The organism is Haloimpatiens myeolchijeotgali, from assembly GCF_042688525.2.
GTDB lineage: Bacteria > Bacillota > Clostridia > Clostridiales > Clostridiaceae > Haloimpatiens.
The window spans coordinates 2,428,051-2,447,446 of sequence record NZ_JBHWAB010000001.1 but is presented as its reverse complement, the minus strand read 5'-3'; the positions used below and the strand labels follow the sequence as shown (position 1 = coordinate 2,447,446).

Genomic DNA, 19,396 nt, shown 5'->3' with positions numbered 1-19,396 from the left:
TACTTAATTAAAAACACCGTATTATTCAAATGAATTTTACGGTGTTTTTGTGATGGTATTTTTAAAAGATGATCAAATGAAAAGTATGAGAATTAAGATAAAATTTGACAATAAAATTACATAAGCGTATAATCCGTTATAGATAACTTACACTGTAAGTTAAATGTAGGGAGATGATAATATGCCAAAGAATGAAATTGGTAAATTAAATCGTGAAAAAATATTTAAGGCTGCTTTAGCAATGTTGGATGAACATGGATTAGATAACCTTAGTATGCGAAAACTTGGAGTAAAATTAGGGGTTAAAGCTATGTCACTTTATAATTATGTTGAAAACAAAGAGTCTTTATTTGATGGAATTGTTGATCTTATTATTAAAGAAATGAGTACACCGAAAGCAACTAACGATTGGAAAGCTGATTTGCATGGAGTTGCGTATTCTTTTCATACAGTATTAATACAACATCCAAATGCGTTACCATTAATAGCTACTCGTCCTATTAAAACTCAAGTTGGTTTAGAAAAAGTAGAATATATGCTTTCAATATTAAATAGAGGAAAAATATCCGGTATAAAAGCATTATACACTTTACATGTTTTAGTTTCATTTATTACAGGATATGCCTTTTTAGAAGTAGGAACAGCAAAGGGAGAGGTAAAATTAAATACATATACATCAGTGGAAAAAATGAAAACAAGTATTGATTTAAAGCAATTTCCTTGTATTTTTGAACTTTTACATGATATGCCATTATATAATTCAAAAGAAGAATTTGATTATGGACTTGAATTGATTTTTAAAAGTTTAAATATATAGATTGATTTATATGAATATTAAAAGTAGTAATTTTACAATGAGTTAAAAGTTACAAAAAGGAGTTGTATATCATATATGAAAATTCTTATTATAGGTACTGGTGTTATTGGAAGTGTTTATGGATGGCAATTGTTTGAATCAGGTAATGATGTTACGCATTTTGTTCGTAAAGGTAAAAAACAGATGATTGAAAAACAAGGGATTCATATTCGTTGTCTAGATATGAGAGTTGGAGAAAAAAATCATAAAGAAGTATTGTATAAACCTAAAATTGTTGAAGATATATATGAAGATGCAAATTATGATCTTATTATTGTTCCTGTAAAAGCTAATCAACTAAGCTCGATATTACCAATTATTTCAAAAACAAATAATAATTCAGATATATTAATTCTACAAAATATATGGATTGAAAACATTAAAGAAATTGAATCTTATTTAATAGAGTCAAAAGTTTTTTTCGGTCAACCACATATTATGGGTGGAGGAAAGGATGAAGACTCTATTTATTGTACAATATTTGGATCAAAAGATGCACCTACAATGCTTGGACAAAAGGATGGAAAAATAACACATAGACTTTTAAAAGTGGCAGAAGTTATGAATCAAGCAAAACTTAATCCAAAAGTTTCAAAGAATATGCTCACTTGGTTATATACACATTATGCAGAAAGTGTGGGGCTTCTTGCAGGTGTCATGAAAGCTGGTTCAGGAGAAAAATATGTAAAGCAAGATGATTTTATAAAATTATCAATACTAATTGTAAGAGAAGGGTATAAGGTTTGTAGGGCAGTTGGCATACCAATATGGAAGGCATTTCCTCAAGTCCTTTATTATTTACCAATAAGTTTATTATTACCCCAATTAAAGAAAATGTTTAGTTCTAAAGAAACTCAACTGATGATAAAAGGTCACATATCACATTCACCAGATGAAATGAAGGAAATGTTTTATAAAGTTTTAAACATGGGAGAAAAACTTAATATATCAATGCCTAATTATAGAAATGTAAAAAAGTACATAGATGAGTTTACTGTAAACTAGAATTATAAGTGAAGTAGGGGCTTGTCTCCTACTTTTATGTAAATTATGGTATAATTGAAACGTATAAAGAAATTTTCTGTTTTTTGGGTTGTTTTTTGGATTCATTGTATAAGAAATTCTATTTCATTGATTTTTATTATTTAATATTAAATTGATCAGATGATCTTTTATAATGGGGGTAAGAATGTAATCAAAAAATAGTAGCATAAAAATACTAAGTAAAGATTAGTTATCTTTTGAGGTGGAGAGATGAAATTAATACCAAATTGTATATCGTTTAGTAGAATAATTCTTTCTTTTATTTTAATTTTTGTTAAGCCATTAAGCGCAGCTTTTTATGAAGTATATATTATTTGCGGATTTAGTGATGTTATGGATGGTTTTATTGCTAGAAAGACAGGAAAAGCAAGTAGACTTGGTGAACGACTTGACTCCATGGCAGACTTAATAATGATAGGTGTATTATTACTTGTACTTTATCCAATTATAAATCCTACAATTGAAATCATAATTTGGGTTATTTCAATTGGTATTATTAGATTGGCATCACCGATTATAGCCATGAAAAAATATAAAACCTTTGCAATGCTTCATACTTATGGAAATAAGTTAACGGGCATGATTTTATTTATATTTCCTATATTGATGCTTTGCGTTCATACAAATGTATTGATATATATAATTTGTGTTGTGGCAAGCATATCAGCGATTGAGGAATTAGTTATTCAGTTGACATCAAGTGAACTGGAAGTAAATAAACAAAGTATATTCTCAAAATATTGAGGTGTATAAGAGGTGGTAATATGATATATAGATTAGCAACAGAAAAAGATATTACAATGCTTTCAGAAATGAGATGGGAGCATGAATATGAGGAAGAAGGTAAATTTGATATTTCCAAAGAAGATTTTATTAAAGAGTGTAATTTATTTTTGACAAATGGTTTAAAAAATCGCACTTGGGAATATTGGATTGCAGAAGATAAGGATATAATTATTTCAAATATTTACATAAGAAGAATACGAAAAGTACCAAAACCACAAAAGTTATTTGCAGAAATAGGATATGTAACCAATGTACATACAAAAACAGAATATAGAAATAAGGGAATAGGAACTGAATTACTAAAAGAAGTAAAGCACTGGGCGGCAGAAAATAAAATTGAGCTATTATTTGTTTGGCCAAGTGAAAAGTCAGTTGGTTTTTATGAACGTCAAGGATTTTCAATAAAAAATGAGATAATGGAATTAGAAATATGATTGTTTCTATATTGAAATAAAGGGAGTGGTTTGTAATGTTATTATATTAAGAACTAAAAATTAATTATATTAGGGAGGTTAAGCATATGGAATATAGAAAATTGCAAACGGAAGAAATAGACAGACAGTTATTTGAAAAATTTGAGCGTTACCAAAAAGTTACACAATGTTGGAGGAAAATAGATGGTAAGTGGATTGTTAAAGATGTACCATTTATAGATCAGTGGAATGAGGAGGATTATAATCAACTCATAAAATGTCTTAAAAATACATTACAAACAAATGGTATTCTATATGGTGCATTTTCAGATGATATTTTGAAAGGGTTTGTATCAGTAGAAAATGGATTCATAGGTAAAAATCAAGAATATTTTGACCTTTCATCTATTCATGTGTCTGAAGATATGAGAGGTAATGGTATAGGGAAAAAACTTTTTAAGATGGCTGCTCAGTGGGCAAGGACTCATGGTGCAAAAAAACTATACATTTCTGCACACTCTGCTGTGGAATCACAGGCATTTTATAAGGCAATGGGGTGTATTGAAGCATTGGAATATAATCAAAAACATGTTGAGAAAGAGCCATGTGATTGTCAATTGGAATATGTTCTATAATATGAGTACATTGCACAAGGAGAGGATATTAACATGTTAGTAAGAAAATTAGTTACCCATGAAACTTCACATTTATGCTTACATATGAAATATCCTGTTCCCACTTCAGATAATTTTCTTGAACAATTGAGATATATTACTTTTTTGGTTTATTGATGAAATAGGTGAAGGTTAATTTTAATCAGATTTAAAATACAAACAATGTTCTTTGAAAATTGAATAATACGGTGAAAAAAGAATTGATGTATATGTAAAATGACCGATTTTATATGGAATAATTATTAATAGCTGAGCTATAATTATAAAATAGAATGAAGTAAATAAGAGAGGGTTAGTAGTTTGAAAAAGTTAAAAATATTAAGTTTAATTTTAATACTTGTAGGAATTATATTATTTATTTATGGATGGATTCAAGGAATGCCTTTTTCTGCTGAAAGTGGTGTTTATGAACAGATATACACGATAAGAATGATAAGGAAATATGTATTTTTATCATTTGGATGTATAATTATGTTAATTAGTTACATCATTGATATAGTAAGAACAGAATTAGAAGAATTGTTAGAAAAAAAGAAAAATGGCATATCATAAATAATAGGGATAGAAACTCTTTTACAGTTCAGAATATTCTCATTACATGGATTAGGGTTTATTATTTTAGTTTAATAATAATCTTCTTTGTTATATATCTTATTTTTTGGAGATGTCCTTATTGTAAAAAAAGATTACCTATAAGATTTAATATTAATGAGGATATTGATGATATCTATCACTGTCCATATTGTAATAGAAAGTTTTAAAATTTTATCATTACCAGTTGAAAAGGACTATAGTTTGATTAATAATTGTAAAATATTATACAACAATCAGCAAAATATTTTAAAGTTTGAAGGGAGTATGGAAATGTTTGTGTTTTCTTTGTTTAACACAATTGTAATATCATTTACTATGATAGGATTTGGACTTTTATTTATGAAAAAACCACCCAAGGAAATCAGTTCGGTATTTGGCTATAGAACTTCAATGTCTTCAAAAAATAAAGATACATGGGTTTTTGCACATAAATACGCTGGTAGAGTATGGTTTAATAGTGGAATTGTTAAATATTACGAGGTAAGGATTATTGAATTATGTGAATAAAGATTAATGAGAAAGTTAATCTAAGTTAAAGAGAAATTCTTATATAGTAAAAAAAGTAAGAAAGGTGATTAAAAGATATGTTTTCATCAGCTAGATTTTATATAGTAGTCGGTCATAAAAGTTTAATTATAAAAAAAGAGGGTGATGAATCAGAAAATATAATTGATTTTACATCATTTATACCCAATGTGCCATTTTATTATCATTTCTTTGATGAAGATAAAACCTATATGAACGATATGAAAAGTTTAATTAAAAAATTAAAGATAAGAAATGCAATAGTTATTGTTCCTGATGACTCCATAGACCTTGAAGTAGATAGAAAAGTATTTATTGAATTTTTTATGCAATGTGGAGTAAAAAAAATTCAAGTCAAATCCCAATGTTTTCTTTTAACCCTAGATAATAAAAAATATATATCTATTTCTAGAACTACAAGAGTTATAGTTTTGCAATATATTGTTAATAATAAATCCATTGCTAAAAAATATTATGACAAGAACTATACAGATATTGAACAAATTGCATTAGATGCGAAAAATCTTCATAATGATTGCAAATATGATAGTATACCAATATACATAAATAACATAAATAATGATATGGAAAAGTTTAAGGTCATTGGAACATTAATTTCTTTTAATGATTATATTATTAATACTATGAATAGTTGAATGGGTGATTAGTTTGCTACATTCTTATATTATGCTAAAAGGCAGTATCATATAGGTACTGTTTTTTATTATACGAAGTAAAAATAAAAAAAATCACCCAAATGTAAGATTGGCGGGGTGAGGGTTATTTATGGATAGTACTGATTATTGGTTTGTAAATTTCGGTTTATGTGTATAAAGTAACGTGATAGTAAAATATGGTGAATTAATAGGAGGTGAAATCAAGTGGATTATCCATTTGATTGTATAAGCAGATTTATATTTACTGAAACGAATATTAAAAAATCAGATGTAATATTAATTCCAGGAGCTAGTCAATCTCAACTTATGGAAAGAGCAGTAGAACTTTATAATAGGGGAGTTGCTCAATATATATTACCAAGTGGAGGGATTAATCACAAATTACCTCATTATAAGTCAGAATGGGATTATTTAAAAACAATAGGGATTCAGTTAGGTGTTCCTGAAAAGGCAATTTTAAAAGAAGATAAAGCACAAAATACATTTGAAAATGCCCAATTTTCTTGGAATATACTACAGACATTAGATATACAAGTAAAAGATGTTATTTTAGTTTGCAAATCTTATCATTCAAGGAGGGCATTGCTAACTTACAAATCGGTTTTCCCAATAAATATTAATTTTTATGTATCTCCTGTAATAGATAAAAGAGGAATTTCAAAAGATAATTGGTTTTTGAATGAAGACAGCATTAGTATTGTTATGAACGAAGTTGTAAAAATAGGCAAGTATTTTGAAGATAAAATAAAAAACTGGGTTTAATGTAATTCATAATATTCTTATTAAACTTAATAACTCAAAAAACGAACAATTCGGAAAAATATCGTATTATCAAATAAATTTTACGACGTTATTATATATAATATGGTATAATTAGTTAAAATATGAAGAAAACAATTCGTAAGAATTCAATCTAAATGTTTAGAATATTCTTGTAAAGCATATTATTTCTATAAAGAGAAGGAGGCAAAAATGGTTATTTTAATTGGGGGAGTTAGTTGTACTGGAAAAACAGTGATGGCCCAGAAATTACTTGAATTATCTTGAGAAGCATTTTACTTCAGGAATTATTGAGCATAGAAGTGAGATAGAACAAAAAGACTATGATGATTATATGAACCAAGACAATTTTATTAAGCTTCATGCGCAGCTCAAAGAACTTTGCAAGATGAATGATGTGAACTTTTTTGAAATCAACGATGATTATGAAGAAAAAATGAACAACATATACAAATGGATTGATGAACAGGTAAAAGCAAAGCAACGGTCATGATATTTGTATATATTGTAATATATTATATGATATAGAAATGGGGCTATAGAATGGAAAAAGAGATAAAAAATAATTTCGAAAAATTAAAAATTGATACTGAACGGTTATTGATACGTCGTATTAAAAATGATGATAAACAGGATTTTTTTGAAATGTTTAGTGATGCACAAACAGCTATTAATGATGGATGCAGACCTTGTTCTGAAATGAATGAAAAATATGAATCAGATTTCAAAAATTTGGTATCGGATGAAATGCATTATACAATAGAATTAAAAGAATGTCATAAAATGATTGGTATTATGCATTTAACTGAAATATCAGAAAGAGCAGTAGAGTGTTATGAAATTGGATATGACATTCATCATGCATTTAGAAGAAAAGGGTATGCAACAGAAGCTATTAAAGCAATATTAGAATATTGTTTTAATGTTTTAGGAATAGAAATGCTTACGGCAACTGTATATCCTTGGAATAAAGAATCAGTAAACTTATTAAATAAAATTGGCTTTATACAAGAAGGAAGAATTCATAAAGCAGAGAAACATTACAAATTTGGAGTAGTTGATGTATTAAGTTTTTGTAAAGAGAGATAAATTATTATCTAATGAAAATTGACATTTTTCTTATATTGTGAAATATTATCAATAAGTATTGACGATATAACTATCAGTAATGTCGTAGAATAAATGTAATGTTTCTGCATTAACAAATAACAGTAATTTTCAATGGTGAATATAATATATTTAAAGTTAACTTTGATGAAAGCTTCAAGGACTAATAAAGGTAAATATGAATATGTTTTATAGACAAGCTTATATATTTTTATTAAGTTATGACAGAATTATCTGAAAGTATGTGAATAATTATACGGAAGAAACAGAACGAAAGGGGAGAGACAAATATGAAAGGCTATTTAGAAAAAGGGGTTCCGACGTTAGAAGAAGCAAAGATGATGTTAGATGAAGGCAGCAGATTAAATCCAGGACCATGGATAGAACATTCTTTAAATGTAGGGAGAGCAGCAGAATTAATTGCTGAATATGATAAGGAATTAGATAAAAATATTGCATTAGTATTAGGAATGTTACATGATATAGGAAGAAGATATGGAATAACAAATATGAGGCATAGTATAGATGGATATAATTTTGCAAAGGAAAAAGGATATGACTTACTTGCAAGAATTTGCATAACACATTGTTTCCCATTTAAGAATGTTGATGAGATATGTGGAAAATGGGATTGTTCAGATGATAAGTATAAATTTGTTAAGGAATATTTAGATAGTGTTGATTTTTTAGCATATGATAAATTAATTCAACTGTGTGATGCTTTAGCATTACCTTCAGGATACTGCTTAATAGAAAAACGATTAGTTGATGTTGTAATGAGATACGGATTTAGCAATCATACATTAGAAAAGTGGAAAGCAACATTTGAATTACAAAAATACTTTGAGGAAAGAATAGGGAGATCTATCTATAGTATTTTACCTAATGTAAAAGAAACTACTTTTGGCTTTTAATTTCAATTCAAAGGAGTATATTAAAAATGAATATATCAATTAGATTAGAAAATGAAAATGATTTTAGAAATGTAGAAAACGTGACAAGAGATGCATTTTGGGATGTATATAAACCTGGTTGTGATGAACATTTAATAATTCATAAAATCAGAAAGATAAATGCATTTATTAAAGAATTAGATTTTGTTGCATGTGATGAAGAAAAAATTGTTGGTAATATAATTTATACAAAAGCGAAAGTAATTAATGAAAATAATGAAGAATTTGAAATTCTGTGCATGGGGCCTCTTGGGGTATTACCTTCTTATCAGGGTAAAGGAATTGGAACTTTACTTATGAAACATTCTATTAAAGTTGCCAAAACATTAGGTTATAATGCAATCATAATTTTTGGTAATCCAAACTATTATCATCGATTTGGTTTTGAAAATGCTAAGAAATATAATATTCAAACATCATGGGGAGATAATTTTGAAGAGTTTATGGCGTTAGAACTATATGAAGGTTCACTTGAAAGAATTTCAGGCAAGTTTTATGAAGACTCTGTTTTTAAAACAAATAAGGATGAATTAAATGTTTTCGAAAAACAGTTTCCATGTAGGGAAAAACATTTTTGCGATAAGTAACCATATGAATTTTATGGCATTTTTATTTAACCCTAGGTGTTAAGATATTTGTTGTAGGAAAGAATTAATATTATTCTTGAATAGAGATACCTATGACAAGAATTGTTAAAAGATATTCACAAGAAGAAAAAATGGTAAAAAGAATGTTATTACCAGAGAATTGTTCAGTAAGTAAACTATCAGCAGAAACAGGAATAAGTAAATTAACTTTAGCAACATGGAAGACAAGAGCACTAAAAGGTGGAGTTAGTAGGAATCAAGGAAGACCAAAGAATGGACTTTCATCACAGGAAAAATTTATGATAGTTATGGAAACATACACATTATCTGAAATAGAGCTTTCAAAGTATTGTAGAGAAAAAGGATTATATGTTGAAGACATAAAAAAATGGCGTTCAAGTTTTATTGGAGCTAATAATGCAAAACAAAGTAAGAATATTAACGTTGCTGAGCTCAAAGAGGAGCTTACTGAGGAAAAAAATAAATCTAAAGAATTAAAAAAAATTAAAATTATTAGTTCTGAAAAAAAAGTTAAATGGGATTTTTAGGAAAAATGAGGAAGATTAATCAATATCGAAGATTGCATAATAATTGTTGATTTAATAAAGGAAGCAAATAATAATGGTGCTAGATTAGTTTCTGCTTGTGAAACCGTAGGTATAAGCAAACGGACATATGAGAGATGATGCAAAGGTGGAGAAATACGAGAAGATAAGAGAAAAACAGCCCTATGTCCTAAACCTAAGAATAAGCTTAGCAAAGAAGAATATCAAGAAGAATATCAAAATGTATTAAACGTTGTAAAACATCCTTAATTTGCAGATTTACTACCATTACAAATTGTACCAGCGTTAGCTGACAAAGGGATATATATAGTTTATGAATCTACATTTTATAGGGTTTTGAGAAAAGAAAATCTACAGCATCATCGTGGAAATACAAAACCACCAGAAAGAGTTAAAATCTCTACTATACATATTGCTACTAAGCCAAATCAAGTTTGGATTTGGGATATAACATGGCTTAATATTTATAATATAGGTATTTATTATAAATTGTATATGATCATAGATATTTATAGCAGAAAAATTGTAGGCTGGGAAGTATGGCCAGAGGAAACAGGTGAACTAGCATCAGAACTTGTTGAGCGTGCTATATTATCTGAAAAAATTAAAGGAAAGCCACTGGTTTTACATTCTGATAATGGAGCACCTATGAAGTCTCATATCCTTAAATCAAAGCTTGAGTTTCTCGTAGTATTATCTTAATATTCAAGACTAAGAGTAAGTAATGATAATCCTTTTTCTGAAGTTCAATTTAAGACATTAAAGTATAGACTAGGCTATCCACAAGATGGATTTAAAACAATTGAAGCTGCGAGAGAATGGGTTTTAGAGTTTGTTGATTGGTATAACAATAAACACTATCATAGTTGATTAAATTTCTTAACTCCTAATAGTAGACATAATGGACAAGATAACATCATAATGGAAAAAAGAAGGAAAGTTTATGAAGCAGTACGTAAGCTTAATTCTCTAAGATTCAATAAAGGAATAAGGAAGTGGGAAGTCCCAAAAGTTGTTGCTTTAAACCCAACAGATGAAATAAAAAATTATCTTAAAAACAATATAATATAAATTTTTTTAGAATTAATATATTTTTAGTATAATCTTTTTTCAAAATTATATGCAAAATATTCAAAAAAGATTTTGCTAAAAATTCAGTATTATCAAAAAATTAAATTTTATGCGACAATTTTGTTGACAAACACCGTATGTTAGATAGACTAGAGCAGAAGTATTTAATTTCTGAGATGATTGGAAAAACATATCGATTGGAAGATAAAGAGTATGTTTTAATCTTAAGAAGAGCTTTAAAATCTATGACAGAACAGGTAAATAGTATTAACTATGACAGACAGGAATATAAAGAATATATTGAAAGTTGGATTCATGAGGTAAAATTGCCCATAGCATCAATTCAGTTAATGTGTGAAAATAATAAGACTGATGTAACCCGTAAGATTCTTTTAGAACTTAGAAAAATCGAAAATGATGTGGAGAAGGCTCTTTATTATGCCAGATCCAATGAAGTTTGGAAAGATTATATGATACAGGAAATAAATGTAGATAAACTAGTAGAATACACAATCAGTAAGAATATACAGTTTTTTATTCAAAATGGCATTCAAATAGAAAGAAGATGCCAAAATACTTGTGTTTACACAGATGGGAAGTGGATGGAATTTATAATTAATCAATTATTAGTTAATTCAGTTAAATATAAGAAAATTAGAAATTCTATGATTAAAATATATACACAAGAGATGAAGAATGGTACAACACTGGTAATTGAGGACAATGGAATAGGAATAAAAGAAAGTGAAATTAATAGAATCTTTGATAAAAGTTTTGTTGGCAGTAATGGAAGGAAAACAGAGAAGTCAACAGGGATGGGGTTATATCTTTGTAAAAAACTATGTGATAAACTTGGCTTAGAGATTTATGCAGAATCTGAAATAGGTAACTATACTAAGATTACAATAAGTTTTCCAAAAGGAAAGTTTATCTTACAAAATTGAAAGGTAAATGTAATATTGTTAGATACAATAATTTAAAATTTAGTTTTATAATTAAGACAAGCTTAAGTTTTGTAAAAGAATTTAACAGTAAAGATTGATAATGCAGCTTATATTATTTTGAAAGGAAGAGTTGAATGAAGAGGAATGAAATTCTTAAAATTAGTAATATTGAAAAATACTATGGGAAAGATGGAAATATAACTAAAGTATTAAAAAACATCAGTTTTGGCATAGAAAAGGGCGAATTTGTGGGAATCATGGGACCTTCTGGTTCTGGAAAGACCACTTTACTAAATGTAATATCAACTATTGACACAGTAACTGCTGGACATATCTACTATGATGATATTGATATTACAGAAATCGCAGATATAAAACTTGCAAGGTTTAGAAGAAAGAACTTAGGGTTTATATTTCAAGATTTTAATTTACTAGATACACTTACTATTGAAGAAAATATTTCTTTGGCTTTAACAATCAACAATGCAAAAGCAAATGAAATTGACAGTAAGGTAGAAAAGATTACAGAAGAATTGGGTATATCTCAGATATTAAAAAAATTTCCATATGAAGTATCTGGTGGACAGAAACAAAGATGTGCATGTGCAAGGGCATTGATTAATAATCCAAAACTTATATTGGCAGATGAACCAACTGGTGCTCTTGATTCAAAATCTGCACAAATGTTATTGGAATCTATGAATACTATGAACCAAAGTTTAAGGGCAACCATTTTGATGGTTACACATGATCCTTTTTCTGCAAGTTATTGTAAAAGGATTTTGTTTTTAAAAGATGGAAGAATATTCAATGAGTTAGTACGTGGAGAAAAAACCAGACATCAGTTTTATAGTGAAATTTTAGAGGTTTTATCTTTGCTAGGAGGTGATTCTAACTGTGCTAACTAAATTGGCATATCGTAATGTGAAAAGATCTATTAAGGATTATTTTATTTATATTATAACTATTACAATTGTTGTATCGTTAATGTTTGCATTTAATTCTATGATGTTTTCTGATATGATTCGAGGAATGAATAGTCATATGACAGATTATATGTTTTTACTTGTTCTTTTTTCTATTATTGTTGTCATTATTATTGCTTGGCTTATTAACTATATGACCAAGTTTATGCTTGATAAACGAAGTAAAGAATTTGGAACGTACTTATTGCTTGGTATGGAAAATAAAGAAATATCGAAATTATTTCTTTGTGAAAATATTTTGTTAGGAATCATTTCTTTTATTTTTGGTGTTATTTTAGGCAGTTTTATATTCCAATTATTGACCGCTATTGTTACGGTGTTCTTTGGAAAAGATTATCATATTGCGATAAGATTTGATATTAAGGCATTATTGCTTACAATTCTTTACTATGGTGCAACCATGTTCCTAGTTGTATTAAAAAACAACAAAAGGCTAAAGAAAATGAAAATATATGATTTGCTTTATGCAGCTAAAAAGAATGAAGTAATTAAAATTAAAAACATAAAGAAAAGTTGTTTTATGTTTGTACTATCTTTGATTTCAGGAATTGTGGCACTGAAAGGTGTACCTGTTATTGTTACTTTAATTTGTGTGGTATTTTTTATCTATAGCTTTTATATAGGAATATCAGGTGTTATTGTTATGGTGTTTTCAAAATCTAAACGTTTGAAATATAAGAAAACTAATGTTTTTATATTCCGTCAACTATCCTCTAAGATTAATACTATGGGATTTACTATGGGAAATTTAGCAGTACTATTTACTCTAACGTTACTAAGCAGCAATTATGCAGTTGGGTTAAGTAGCTTTAAGGGTGAAATAGAACAGTATGTTCCATTTGATGTTTGTATTTCAGTGCATAATCAGGAGGAAAATTTTGAAGAAGTATCTGCTTATATGGATGAAAATGATTGGGTAAAAGAAAGTATTGTTTATCGTATTTATAAGGGTAAAAATAGAACATTTACGGATGTGCTAGTTCAAAATCAGATTTCAGGTGGTTATTTTCAGTATGATACCTATTTGAAAGTAAGCGATTACAATGTTTTAAGAAGACTTTTAGGACAAGATGAAATAAGGCTTAGTGATAATGAGTTCTTAATTCATGCGGTTTCTTCTGTAGCAGATAAATATACTCAATATATTGAAAAAAATCCAAATATGGATATAGATAATATAACCTATTCGTGTAAGGGTGTTTATTCAGAGAATTTTTCGCAAAATGGACAAAATGGTGCTGGTTTTATATTGGTAGTACCAGATGAAGCTGTAAGTGGAATGGAAGTATATTATTCACAATATGCAGCAAGTACGAAAAGGAAAGGTAATGAGAAACTTTATAAAGATCTTAAGAAATATATATCACAGGATGCAGAAGTGTGGGCAAGTTCTGGTCATAGAGAGAACGAAATCGATCATGGTATGGGAGTAGATAGTGTCTATATGATTTACGACAATATTATGGTGAAAGATGGAGGTCTTGATTATGAGGTTAAAGCCGCTATTATCACAGTGGTTTCATCTATTTTCTATGTTGCATTGGTATTTGCAAGTGTTGCATTGACAGTGTTAGCAGTTCAACAGTTAAGTGATTCTGCAAAGTACAAGTATAGATATAGAATATTAAATCAATTAGGGCTTGGCGAGAAGGAACGAAATCGAGTGGTGTTTAAGCAACTGTTAATTTATTTTATGTTTCCAATAATAATTCCTATCATGGTTAGTTTTACTATTTCAATGAAGTTAAATCAACAGCTTTTAAGAGGAACACAGCTTGAAGCAACCACATTTAACTTCTATGGAGCAACGTTGATTCTTTTCTTAGTCGTTTACTGTATTTATTTTGTGGCTACATACGTGGGATTTAAAAGGAACATTAGTCTATAGAGGAGTTAATCAATTGGGATAAATTTTATTTTATTTAAATTATTGTTTTATCAATATGATTACAGTTGGCTAACACGGATTTTATGAGTATGGATATATTAAAGAATGAGTGGAGTAACATTAGAGATAAAATTACTTTATAGATTTTTAAAACGGATAATACTTTAATTACAGAAATAGATAGTAAGCTGTTAATGCAATTGTTATAGATGAAATTATACAAAAAATGTGATATAGTTTTTAACATAGATAAATAAAATTATTCAACTTTCGCAGGACAAAAATACTGTTTAGCGAAGGGACATGATATATTGCGTAAGAAACATTTGAACAAAGTTTACAAGTTCTTAGCAAGATGTCATTTCCCGTAGCGGTTGTTTTTCACCTGTGAAAGTTGAGTAAAATTAATAACAAGTTACGAATTAGAGATTATGCTTAAACGGAGGATGATGATACAAATGAAGATTGATAGTATTATTTTTGATCTAGATGGAACTCTTTGGAGTGCAATAGAAGGTATTTGTGGTGCATGGAAAATTATATTACCAAAATATCCTAACATAACAAAAGTAATAACACCTAAAGAAATGGAAGGGTGTATGGGACTTCAGATAAAAGAAATAGGTAAAAAATTATTTCCAGATTTAGACGAAGATTTTCAAATGAAATTGATGGAAGAATGTTGTGAAGAAGAACAAGTTTATTTAGAAGAACATGGAGGTACATTATTCCCTAAATTAGAAGAAACACTTAAAGCATTATCAGAAAAATATAAATTGTTCATAGTTAGTAATTGCCAAGATGGTTACATACAATGTTTTCTTAAGGCACATAAATTAGATAAATATTTTGATGATTTTGAATGTCCGGGTGTAACAGGATTATCAAAAGGAGAAAATAATAAAATTATAATAGAGAGAAATAAGTTGAAAAGTCCAATTTATGTAGGAGATACTAATGGAGATGCAGAGTCAGCAAAAGTAGCAGGAATTCCATTTGTATATGCAAGATATGGCTTTGGTAATGTTGAAGAATATGATTATGCCATTGATAGTTTTGAAGAAATACTGACTTTAGAATTATAGATATAATATAAATATTAGACATTTAATTTGAAACAATTCGTAAGAATTCAATCTAAATGTTAGGAATATTATTATAAAACGATGCAATTGAAAAACAACTCATATAAAAGGAGAAAAGATGAAAAATAAGAATTTATTTTATTTAATATTATCGTTGGGAATTAGTTCAGGAACAATGTTAATAAATAGATTTGTAATATCAATACCTGATTGGTTAGCAATTGTACTTATGCTGTTGTCAGCAGCATCTCTTATCATTTTTATTATTAAAACAAAAGAAAATAAGCATAATCTGTAGTCATAACAACTTAAAAAACGAATATTTATAAAAACACTGTATTATTCAAATGAATTTTATGGTGTTTTTATAATGAAAAAAATTACAAACATATTTATGGAGGCAAAAGGATGATTTATAAAAACGATGAATATAAACAAAATATTATAAAAATGTATAATAAGTTTAAAGCTAAGTCAAAAGTTGATTATGAGGATAAATATATTGATACTAAATTTGGAAAGACCCATATATTAACTGCTGGAAATGAAAACAGTGATAGTATAATTATATTTCATGGTGGCAACATGATAAATACTAATACATTATTTTGGTTTGATAAATTAGCAGAAAAATATAGAATAATTGCACCAGATTATTTAGGACATCCAGGATTAAGTGAAGAAAAAGTTTTAAATTCTAATAATGATGATTATGCAAATTGGATAGTTGAAATAATGGATAATTTTAAATTAGAAAAAGTAAATGTAATTGGTCCATCCTTTGGGGGAGGAGTTGCTTTAAATTTTGCTAAATACTATCCTAATAAAATAGAAAAAATGGTTTTAATAGCACCATCAAGTATTGGTAATGGTTCATATCTAAAAATGTTCAGTAAACTTATTTTCCCAATGCTTAAATACAAAATTAAACCTTCACAGGAAAACTTATATAAATCTGTATACCCTATGTTTTTACATAACGTAGATGAAGATGTTTTAGAAGTTACTTCATTGATATATCAAGGCGTGAAAATTCAAAATAAAATGCCAAAAATGATTTCAAATAAGGATTTAATAAATTTTAATTCTCCAGTATTTTTGATAGCATGTGAAAATGATATATTTTTCCCAGCAAAAAAAATAATACCCAGAGCAAAGAAGATATTTGCAAATTTAAAAAGAACTAAAGAGATTAGAAACTCTGGTCATTCTATGAATAAAGATAATCTAAATTTATGTATAGATGAAATAATTAGTTTTTTAAGAAATTAATACGTAGTCTTCTTATTTGATGAATTAAATAAACAAATTATTTAATTATCAATAGTAGTACAAGTGATAAAAACAGTAAGACTCAAATAGTAAAATATTGGAAAAAATAAGAATAATAGGTGATCATAGTTAGAACACAAAATCTGTATAAGACGACACAAGTATTGAATTTCGAAAAATAAATTGATATATGTAAATTATGTAAATTAATTAGATTTATATGGTATAATTATTAATAATTGAGACAAGATTGTTCTATACAGCGAATTAAAGATTATTTATACATAAGGAAGGGGCTTGGGTAATGGATTGTGGATTTAGAAATGGAGATGGATGGTTCCGATATAGGGCTGCGGCAATAATTATTGAAGATGGATGTGTTCTTTTTGCAAAAAATGAATTGGATTCTTACTATTATTCTATAGGTGGTGGAGTACATTTAGGAGAAAAAGCAGAAGATGCCGTTAAGCGAGAAGTACTTGAAGAAACGGGAATTGCATATGAAGTTGATAGACTGGCGTTTATTCATGAGAATTTTTTTGAAGGTTCAGGTACACTTGATGGTTTTAAGTGCCATGAAATCGCATTTTATTTTCTAATGAAATCACGATGTACAAAAGAGTTGAATAGTAACAGCTATTCACAAGGTGTACGTGAATATATGCATTGGTTACCAATTGATAAGTTAAGCGATTATATTGCATATCCAAGCTTTTTTACAGATAAATTACTTAATTTGAAAGATGGCGTTGAACATATTGTTACTTATGAATACAATGAAGTTTAGGTGATTGACTAAAAATACTTGTATTTCAATAAGTGAATTTAGAATATTTAAACAAAGAAGGGGTATTTAATGAAAGGTGTATATACAGAGAAAATAAAAGACATTAACCATATAAATATGTTAAAAACAGTTCTGAAAGCAATTAAACCAGCACTTACAGGACAAATATATATTGAACGTTTTCATGATAATGGGGAAGGTGTTGATAGAACTTATAATGTTTACAAAATAACAGTAGATGAGCAGATATACATTCTAAAAAAATCAGATGATAAAGAAATAGAAGTTTATGAAAAATTTCTTGTAGATAAAAACTTGCCTGTGCCTAAATTTGAGGGGTGGACTTGCGTTAATAATAAGAAGTGGATATTAATTGAATATATTGATGGAACGGATTTACGAATGTTTAATAAAGACATGGCTTATGGATGTATCGAAAGTCTTTCTCAAATTTTTAATATGTATTGGCAGAAAGACAACTTCAAAGAGAATAAGATAGATAACCGTTTTGAAAGATACTGGAAAAGAATAAATAAAAGAGCAAAATGTCTTAAAAATGAGTTGAAATTAGCTTCTGCTTATCGTATTTTCTTAGACAGACAGTTAGTATGTCCACGTACTTTATGTAATGGAGATTTTTTGCAGTGCAATGCAATAGACAATGTTGATGGTATTATTTTAATAGATTGGGCTTTTGCAGGTATTATGCCATATTCATTAGATGTTGCACGTTTAATAGTGCATGGTTCAGAAAAAAATTTCCCATTTCCTTTTTATATGACAGATGAATATCGAAAAATTTTTTTGAAAGGTGTATATGATAAATTGCTATATAAACCGGATTACGATCAGTTTATATGGGATGTAATACTTTCATCTTTAAATGAGTGTATTGAGTTTATAGAAAGTGAATTAAACGATGAATCTATTGAAAGAGATGAAGCTTTTACTTATTATTATAAAAATGCAGAGAATTTGGCTAACATTATTCTAAAGGGTAAAGAACAATTAAATATTGATAGGTATGATGGAAGTATGTTCATAATATGAATATGCTTTGTAGACAAGCTAAAAACACCGTATTATTCAAATGAATTTTACGGTGTTTTTATATACAAAATTTCTTAAGAAATAAACTTTTGATATTAGTAGCCGTAGTTTTCTTCAGCAGCTTCTGCATCTGCTTTAGTTTGATGTACTGTATCACGTGGATGTTCAGGTGGCGCATAGATAGCGTACAATTTAAGTGGTTTATCGCCTGTATTGATTACATTGTGCCATTTGCCAGCAGGTATCATGATTGCATAGTCATCGTAGACTTTTTTCTGATAATCCAACTCATCCTTACTATCACCCATTTTAACAAGTCCTTGGCCTTCTTCAATACGTATGAATTGATCACCTGAAGGATGAACTTCTAGACCTATGTCTTCACCAACATCGATGCTCATCAATGTAACTTGTAAATTCTCTCCTGTCCATAAAGCGGTACGAAAAGTATTATTTTGTTTAGTGGCTTCTTCAATGTTAATTACAAATGGTTCTGGTCCATAATCTTTTAGTTTGGTAAAGTGTTTGCAATTGTGAGGCATATACATTGGTGGACAAAAGTAATAAGGGCAGGGACACATTTTATAAAACTTATACATATTATATAAGTTATACATTGGTATGTTAATCCAATAAGGATATGGACAAGGTTTGTAAATATTATACATATTGTTCGCTCCTATCATAGTCTTATAAAGTTATCATATGTTATATGTTTAGAGAATGTGATTTAATTTACAGTAATGCTATG

25 protein-coding genes and 1 pseudogene are annotated in these 19,396 nt (G+C 28.0%); 25 read left to right on the top strand and 1 reads right to left on the bottom strand.

Going from position 1 to position 19,396, the window contains the following annotated elements; genetic code table 11:
* The first annotated feature begins 181 nt into the window (after positions 1–181).
* The 25 genes and pseudogenes from ACFIJ5_RS10785 to ACFIJ5_RS10665 all read left to right on the top strand — a co-directional run bounded on the left by ACFIJ5_RS10785 (position 182) and on the right by ACFIJ5_RS10665 (position 18,645).
* A complete protein-coding gene (locus ACFIJ5_RS10785; RefSeq protein ID WP_379806872.1) occupies positions 182–817 on the top strand; it encodes a TetR/AcrR family transcriptional regulator C-terminal domain-containing protein in 636 nt (211 codons plus the stop codon).
* Between the two features lie 75 nt (positions 818–892).
* Positions 893–1,861 carry a ketopantoate reductase family protein gene (locus ACFIJ5_RS10780; RefSeq protein ID WP_379806870.1) on the top strand — a complete coding sequence of 323 codons (969 nt, stop codon included), beginning with the start codon at positions 893–895 and terminating at the stop codon, positions 1,859–1,861.
* A 249-nt stretch (positions 1,862–2,110) separates the two neighbouring features.
* Positions 2,111–2,644, top strand: coding sequence for a CDP-alcohol phosphatidyltransferase family protein (locus tag ACFIJ5_RS10775; protein WP_379806868.1), 534 nt, complete (start codon positions 2,111–2,113; stop codon positions 2,642–2,644).
* Between the two features lie 20 nt (positions 2,645–2,664).
* The gene (locus ACFIJ5_RS10770) at positions 2,665–3,120 is read left to right on the top strand and encodes a GNAT family N-acetyltransferase (RefSeq protein ID WP_379806866.1); all 456 of its coding nucleotides are present in this window, start codon (positions 2,665–2,667) and stop codon (positions 3,118–3,120) included.
* A gap of 86 nt (positions 3,121–3,206) precedes the next feature.
* The gene (locus ACFIJ5_RS10765) at positions 3,207–3,734 is read left to right on the top strand and encodes a GNAT family N-acetyltransferase (RefSeq protein WP_379806864.1); all 528 of its coding nucleotides are present in this window, start codon (positions 3,207–3,209) and stop codon (positions 3,732–3,734) included.
* Positions 3,735–4,073: 339 nt separating this feature from the next.
* On the top strand, positions 4,074–4,325 hold the full coding sequence (locus ACFIJ5_RS10760; RefSeq protein ID WP_379806862.1) for a hypothetical protein: 252 nt from the start codon (positions 4,074–4,076) through the stop codon (positions 4,323–4,325).
* Positions 4,326–4,493: 168 nt separating this feature from the next.
* Positions 4,494–4,874, top strand: coding sequence for an SdpI family protein (locus ACFIJ5_RS10755; RefSeq protein WP_379806860.1), 381 nt, complete (start codon positions 4,494–4,496; stop codon positions 4,872–4,874).
* Positions 4,875–4,951: 77 nt separating this feature from the next.
* The gene (locus ACFIJ5_RS10750) at positions 4,952–5,548 is read left to right on the top strand and encodes a hypothetical protein (RefSeq protein ID WP_379806858.1); all 597 of its coding nucleotides are present in this window, start codon (positions 4,952–4,954) and stop codon (positions 5,546–5,548) included.
* Positions 5,549–5,773: 225 nt separating this feature from the next.
* A complete protein-coding gene (locus ACFIJ5_RS10745; protein WP_379806856.1) occupies positions 5,774–6,331 on the top strand; it encodes a YdcF family protein in 558 nt (185 codons plus the stop codon).
* A gap of 271 nt (positions 6,332–6,602) precedes the next feature.
* Positions 6,603–6,842 (top strand): hypothetical protein, encoded by a 240-nt coding sequence (locus tag ACFIJ5_RS10740; RefSeq protein ID WP_379806854.1) that lies wholly within the window; start codon positions 6,603–6,605, stop codon positions 6,840–6,842.
* Positions 6,843–6,892: 50 nt separating this feature from the next.
* Positions 6,893–7,438: a GNAT family N-acetyltransferase gene (locus ACFIJ5_RS10735; RefSeq protein ID WP_379806852.1), complete on the top strand. Its 546-nt coding sequence runs from the start codon at positions 6,893–6,895 to the stop codon at positions 7,436–7,438.
* Between the two features lie 308 nt (positions 7,439–7,746).
* Complete coding sequence (locus ACFIJ5_RS10730; protein WP_379806850.1) at positions 7,747–8,370, top strand: HD domain-containing protein; 624 nt, start codon at positions 7,747–7,749, stop codon at positions 8,368–8,370.
* 26 nt (positions 8,371–8,396) lie between these two features.
* The gene (locus ACFIJ5_RS10725) at positions 8,397–8,996 is read left to right on the top strand and encodes a GNAT family N-acetyltransferase (protein ID WP_379806848.1); all 600 of its coding nucleotides are present in this window, start codon (positions 8,397–8,399) and stop codon (positions 8,994–8,996) included.
* 92 nt (positions 8,997–9,088) lie between these two features.
* The gene (locus ACFIJ5_RS10720; protein ID WP_379806846.1) at positions 9,089–9,544 is read left to right on the top strand and encodes a hypothetical protein; all 456 of its coding nucleotides are present in this window, start codon (positions 9,089–9,091) and stop codon (positions 9,542–9,544) included.
* Positions 9,545–9,898: 354 nt separating this feature from the next.
* The gene (locus tag ACFIJ5_RS10715; protein WP_379806844.1) at positions 9,899–10,264 is read left to right on the top strand and encodes a DDE-type integrase/transposase/recombinase; all 366 of its coding nucleotides are present in this window, start codon (positions 9,899–9,901) and stop codon (positions 10,262–10,264) included.
* 18 nt (positions 10,265–10,282) lie between these two features.
* A pseudogene (locus ACFIJ5_RS10710) lies at positions 10,283–10,432 on the top strand (integrase core domain-containing protein); the annotation flags it as partial.
* Between the two features lie 51 nt (positions 10,433–10,483).
* A complete protein-coding gene (locus tag ACFIJ5_RS10705) occupies positions 10,484–10,633 on the top strand; it encodes a hypothetical protein (protein ID WP_379806842.1) in 150 nt (49 codons plus the stop codon).
* 137 nt (positions 10,634–10,770) lie between these two features.
* The gene (locus ACFIJ5_RS10700; RefSeq protein ID WP_379806840.1) at positions 10,771–11,577 is read left to right on the top strand and encodes an ATP-binding protein; all 807 of its coding nucleotides are present in this window, start codon (positions 10,771–10,773) and stop codon (positions 11,575–11,577) included.
* A gap of 134 nt (positions 11,578–11,711) precedes the next feature.
* Positions 11,712–12,485: an ABC transporter ATP-binding protein gene (locus ACFIJ5_RS10695; RefSeq protein WP_379806838.1), complete on the top strand. Its 774-nt coding sequence runs from the start codon at positions 11,712–11,714 to the stop codon at positions 12,483–12,485.
* Positions 12,475–14,451 (top strand): ABC transporter permease, encoded by a 1,977-nt coding sequence (locus tag ACFIJ5_RS10690; protein ID WP_379806836.1) that lies wholly within the window; start codon positions 12,475–12,477, stop codon positions 14,449–14,451. The genes ACFIJ5_RS10695 and ACFIJ5_RS10690 overlap by 11 nt, the downstream gene beginning before the upstream one ends.
* A gap of 458 nt (positions 14,452–14,909) precedes the next feature.
* Positions 14,910–15,536 (top strand): HAD family hydrolase, encoded by a 627-nt coding sequence (locus ACFIJ5_RS10685; RefSeq protein WP_379806834.1) that lies wholly within the window; start codon positions 14,910–14,912, stop codon positions 15,534–15,536.
* 118 nt (positions 15,537–15,654) lie between these two features.
* Positions 15,655–15,834, top strand: coding sequence for a hypothetical protein (locus tag ACFIJ5_RS10680; RefSeq protein ID WP_379806832.1), 180 nt, complete (start codon positions 15,655–15,657; stop codon positions 15,832–15,834).
* Between the two features lie 110 nt (positions 15,835–15,944).
* Positions 15,945–16,808, top strand: coding sequence for an alpha/beta fold hydrolase (locus ACFIJ5_RS10675; protein ID WP_379806830.1), 864 nt, complete (start codon positions 15,945–15,947; stop codon positions 16,806–16,808).
* 304 nt (positions 16,809–17,112) lie between these two features.
* Entirely contained in the window at positions 17,113–17,595 is a 483-nt protein-coding gene (locus ACFIJ5_RS10670) for an NUDIX hydrolase (RefSeq protein ID WP_379806828.1), read from the top strand.
* 69 nt (positions 17,596–17,664) lie between these two features.
* Entirely contained in the window at positions 17,665–18,645 is a 981-nt protein-coding gene (locus ACFIJ5_RS10665; RefSeq protein WP_379806826.1) for a phosphotransferase, read from the top strand.
* Between the two features lie 95 nt (positions 18,646–18,740).
* Here the strand turns inward: ACFIJ5_RS10665 and ACFIJ5_RS10660 are convergent, their stop codons facing one another.
* The gene (locus ACFIJ5_RS10660; RefSeq protein ID WP_379806824.1) at positions 18,741–19,313 is read right to left on the bottom strand and encodes a cupin domain-containing protein; all 573 of its coding nucleotides are present in this window, start codon (positions 19,311–19,313) and stop codon (positions 18,741–18,743) included.
* Positions 19,314–19,396: the final 83 nt, after the last annotated feature.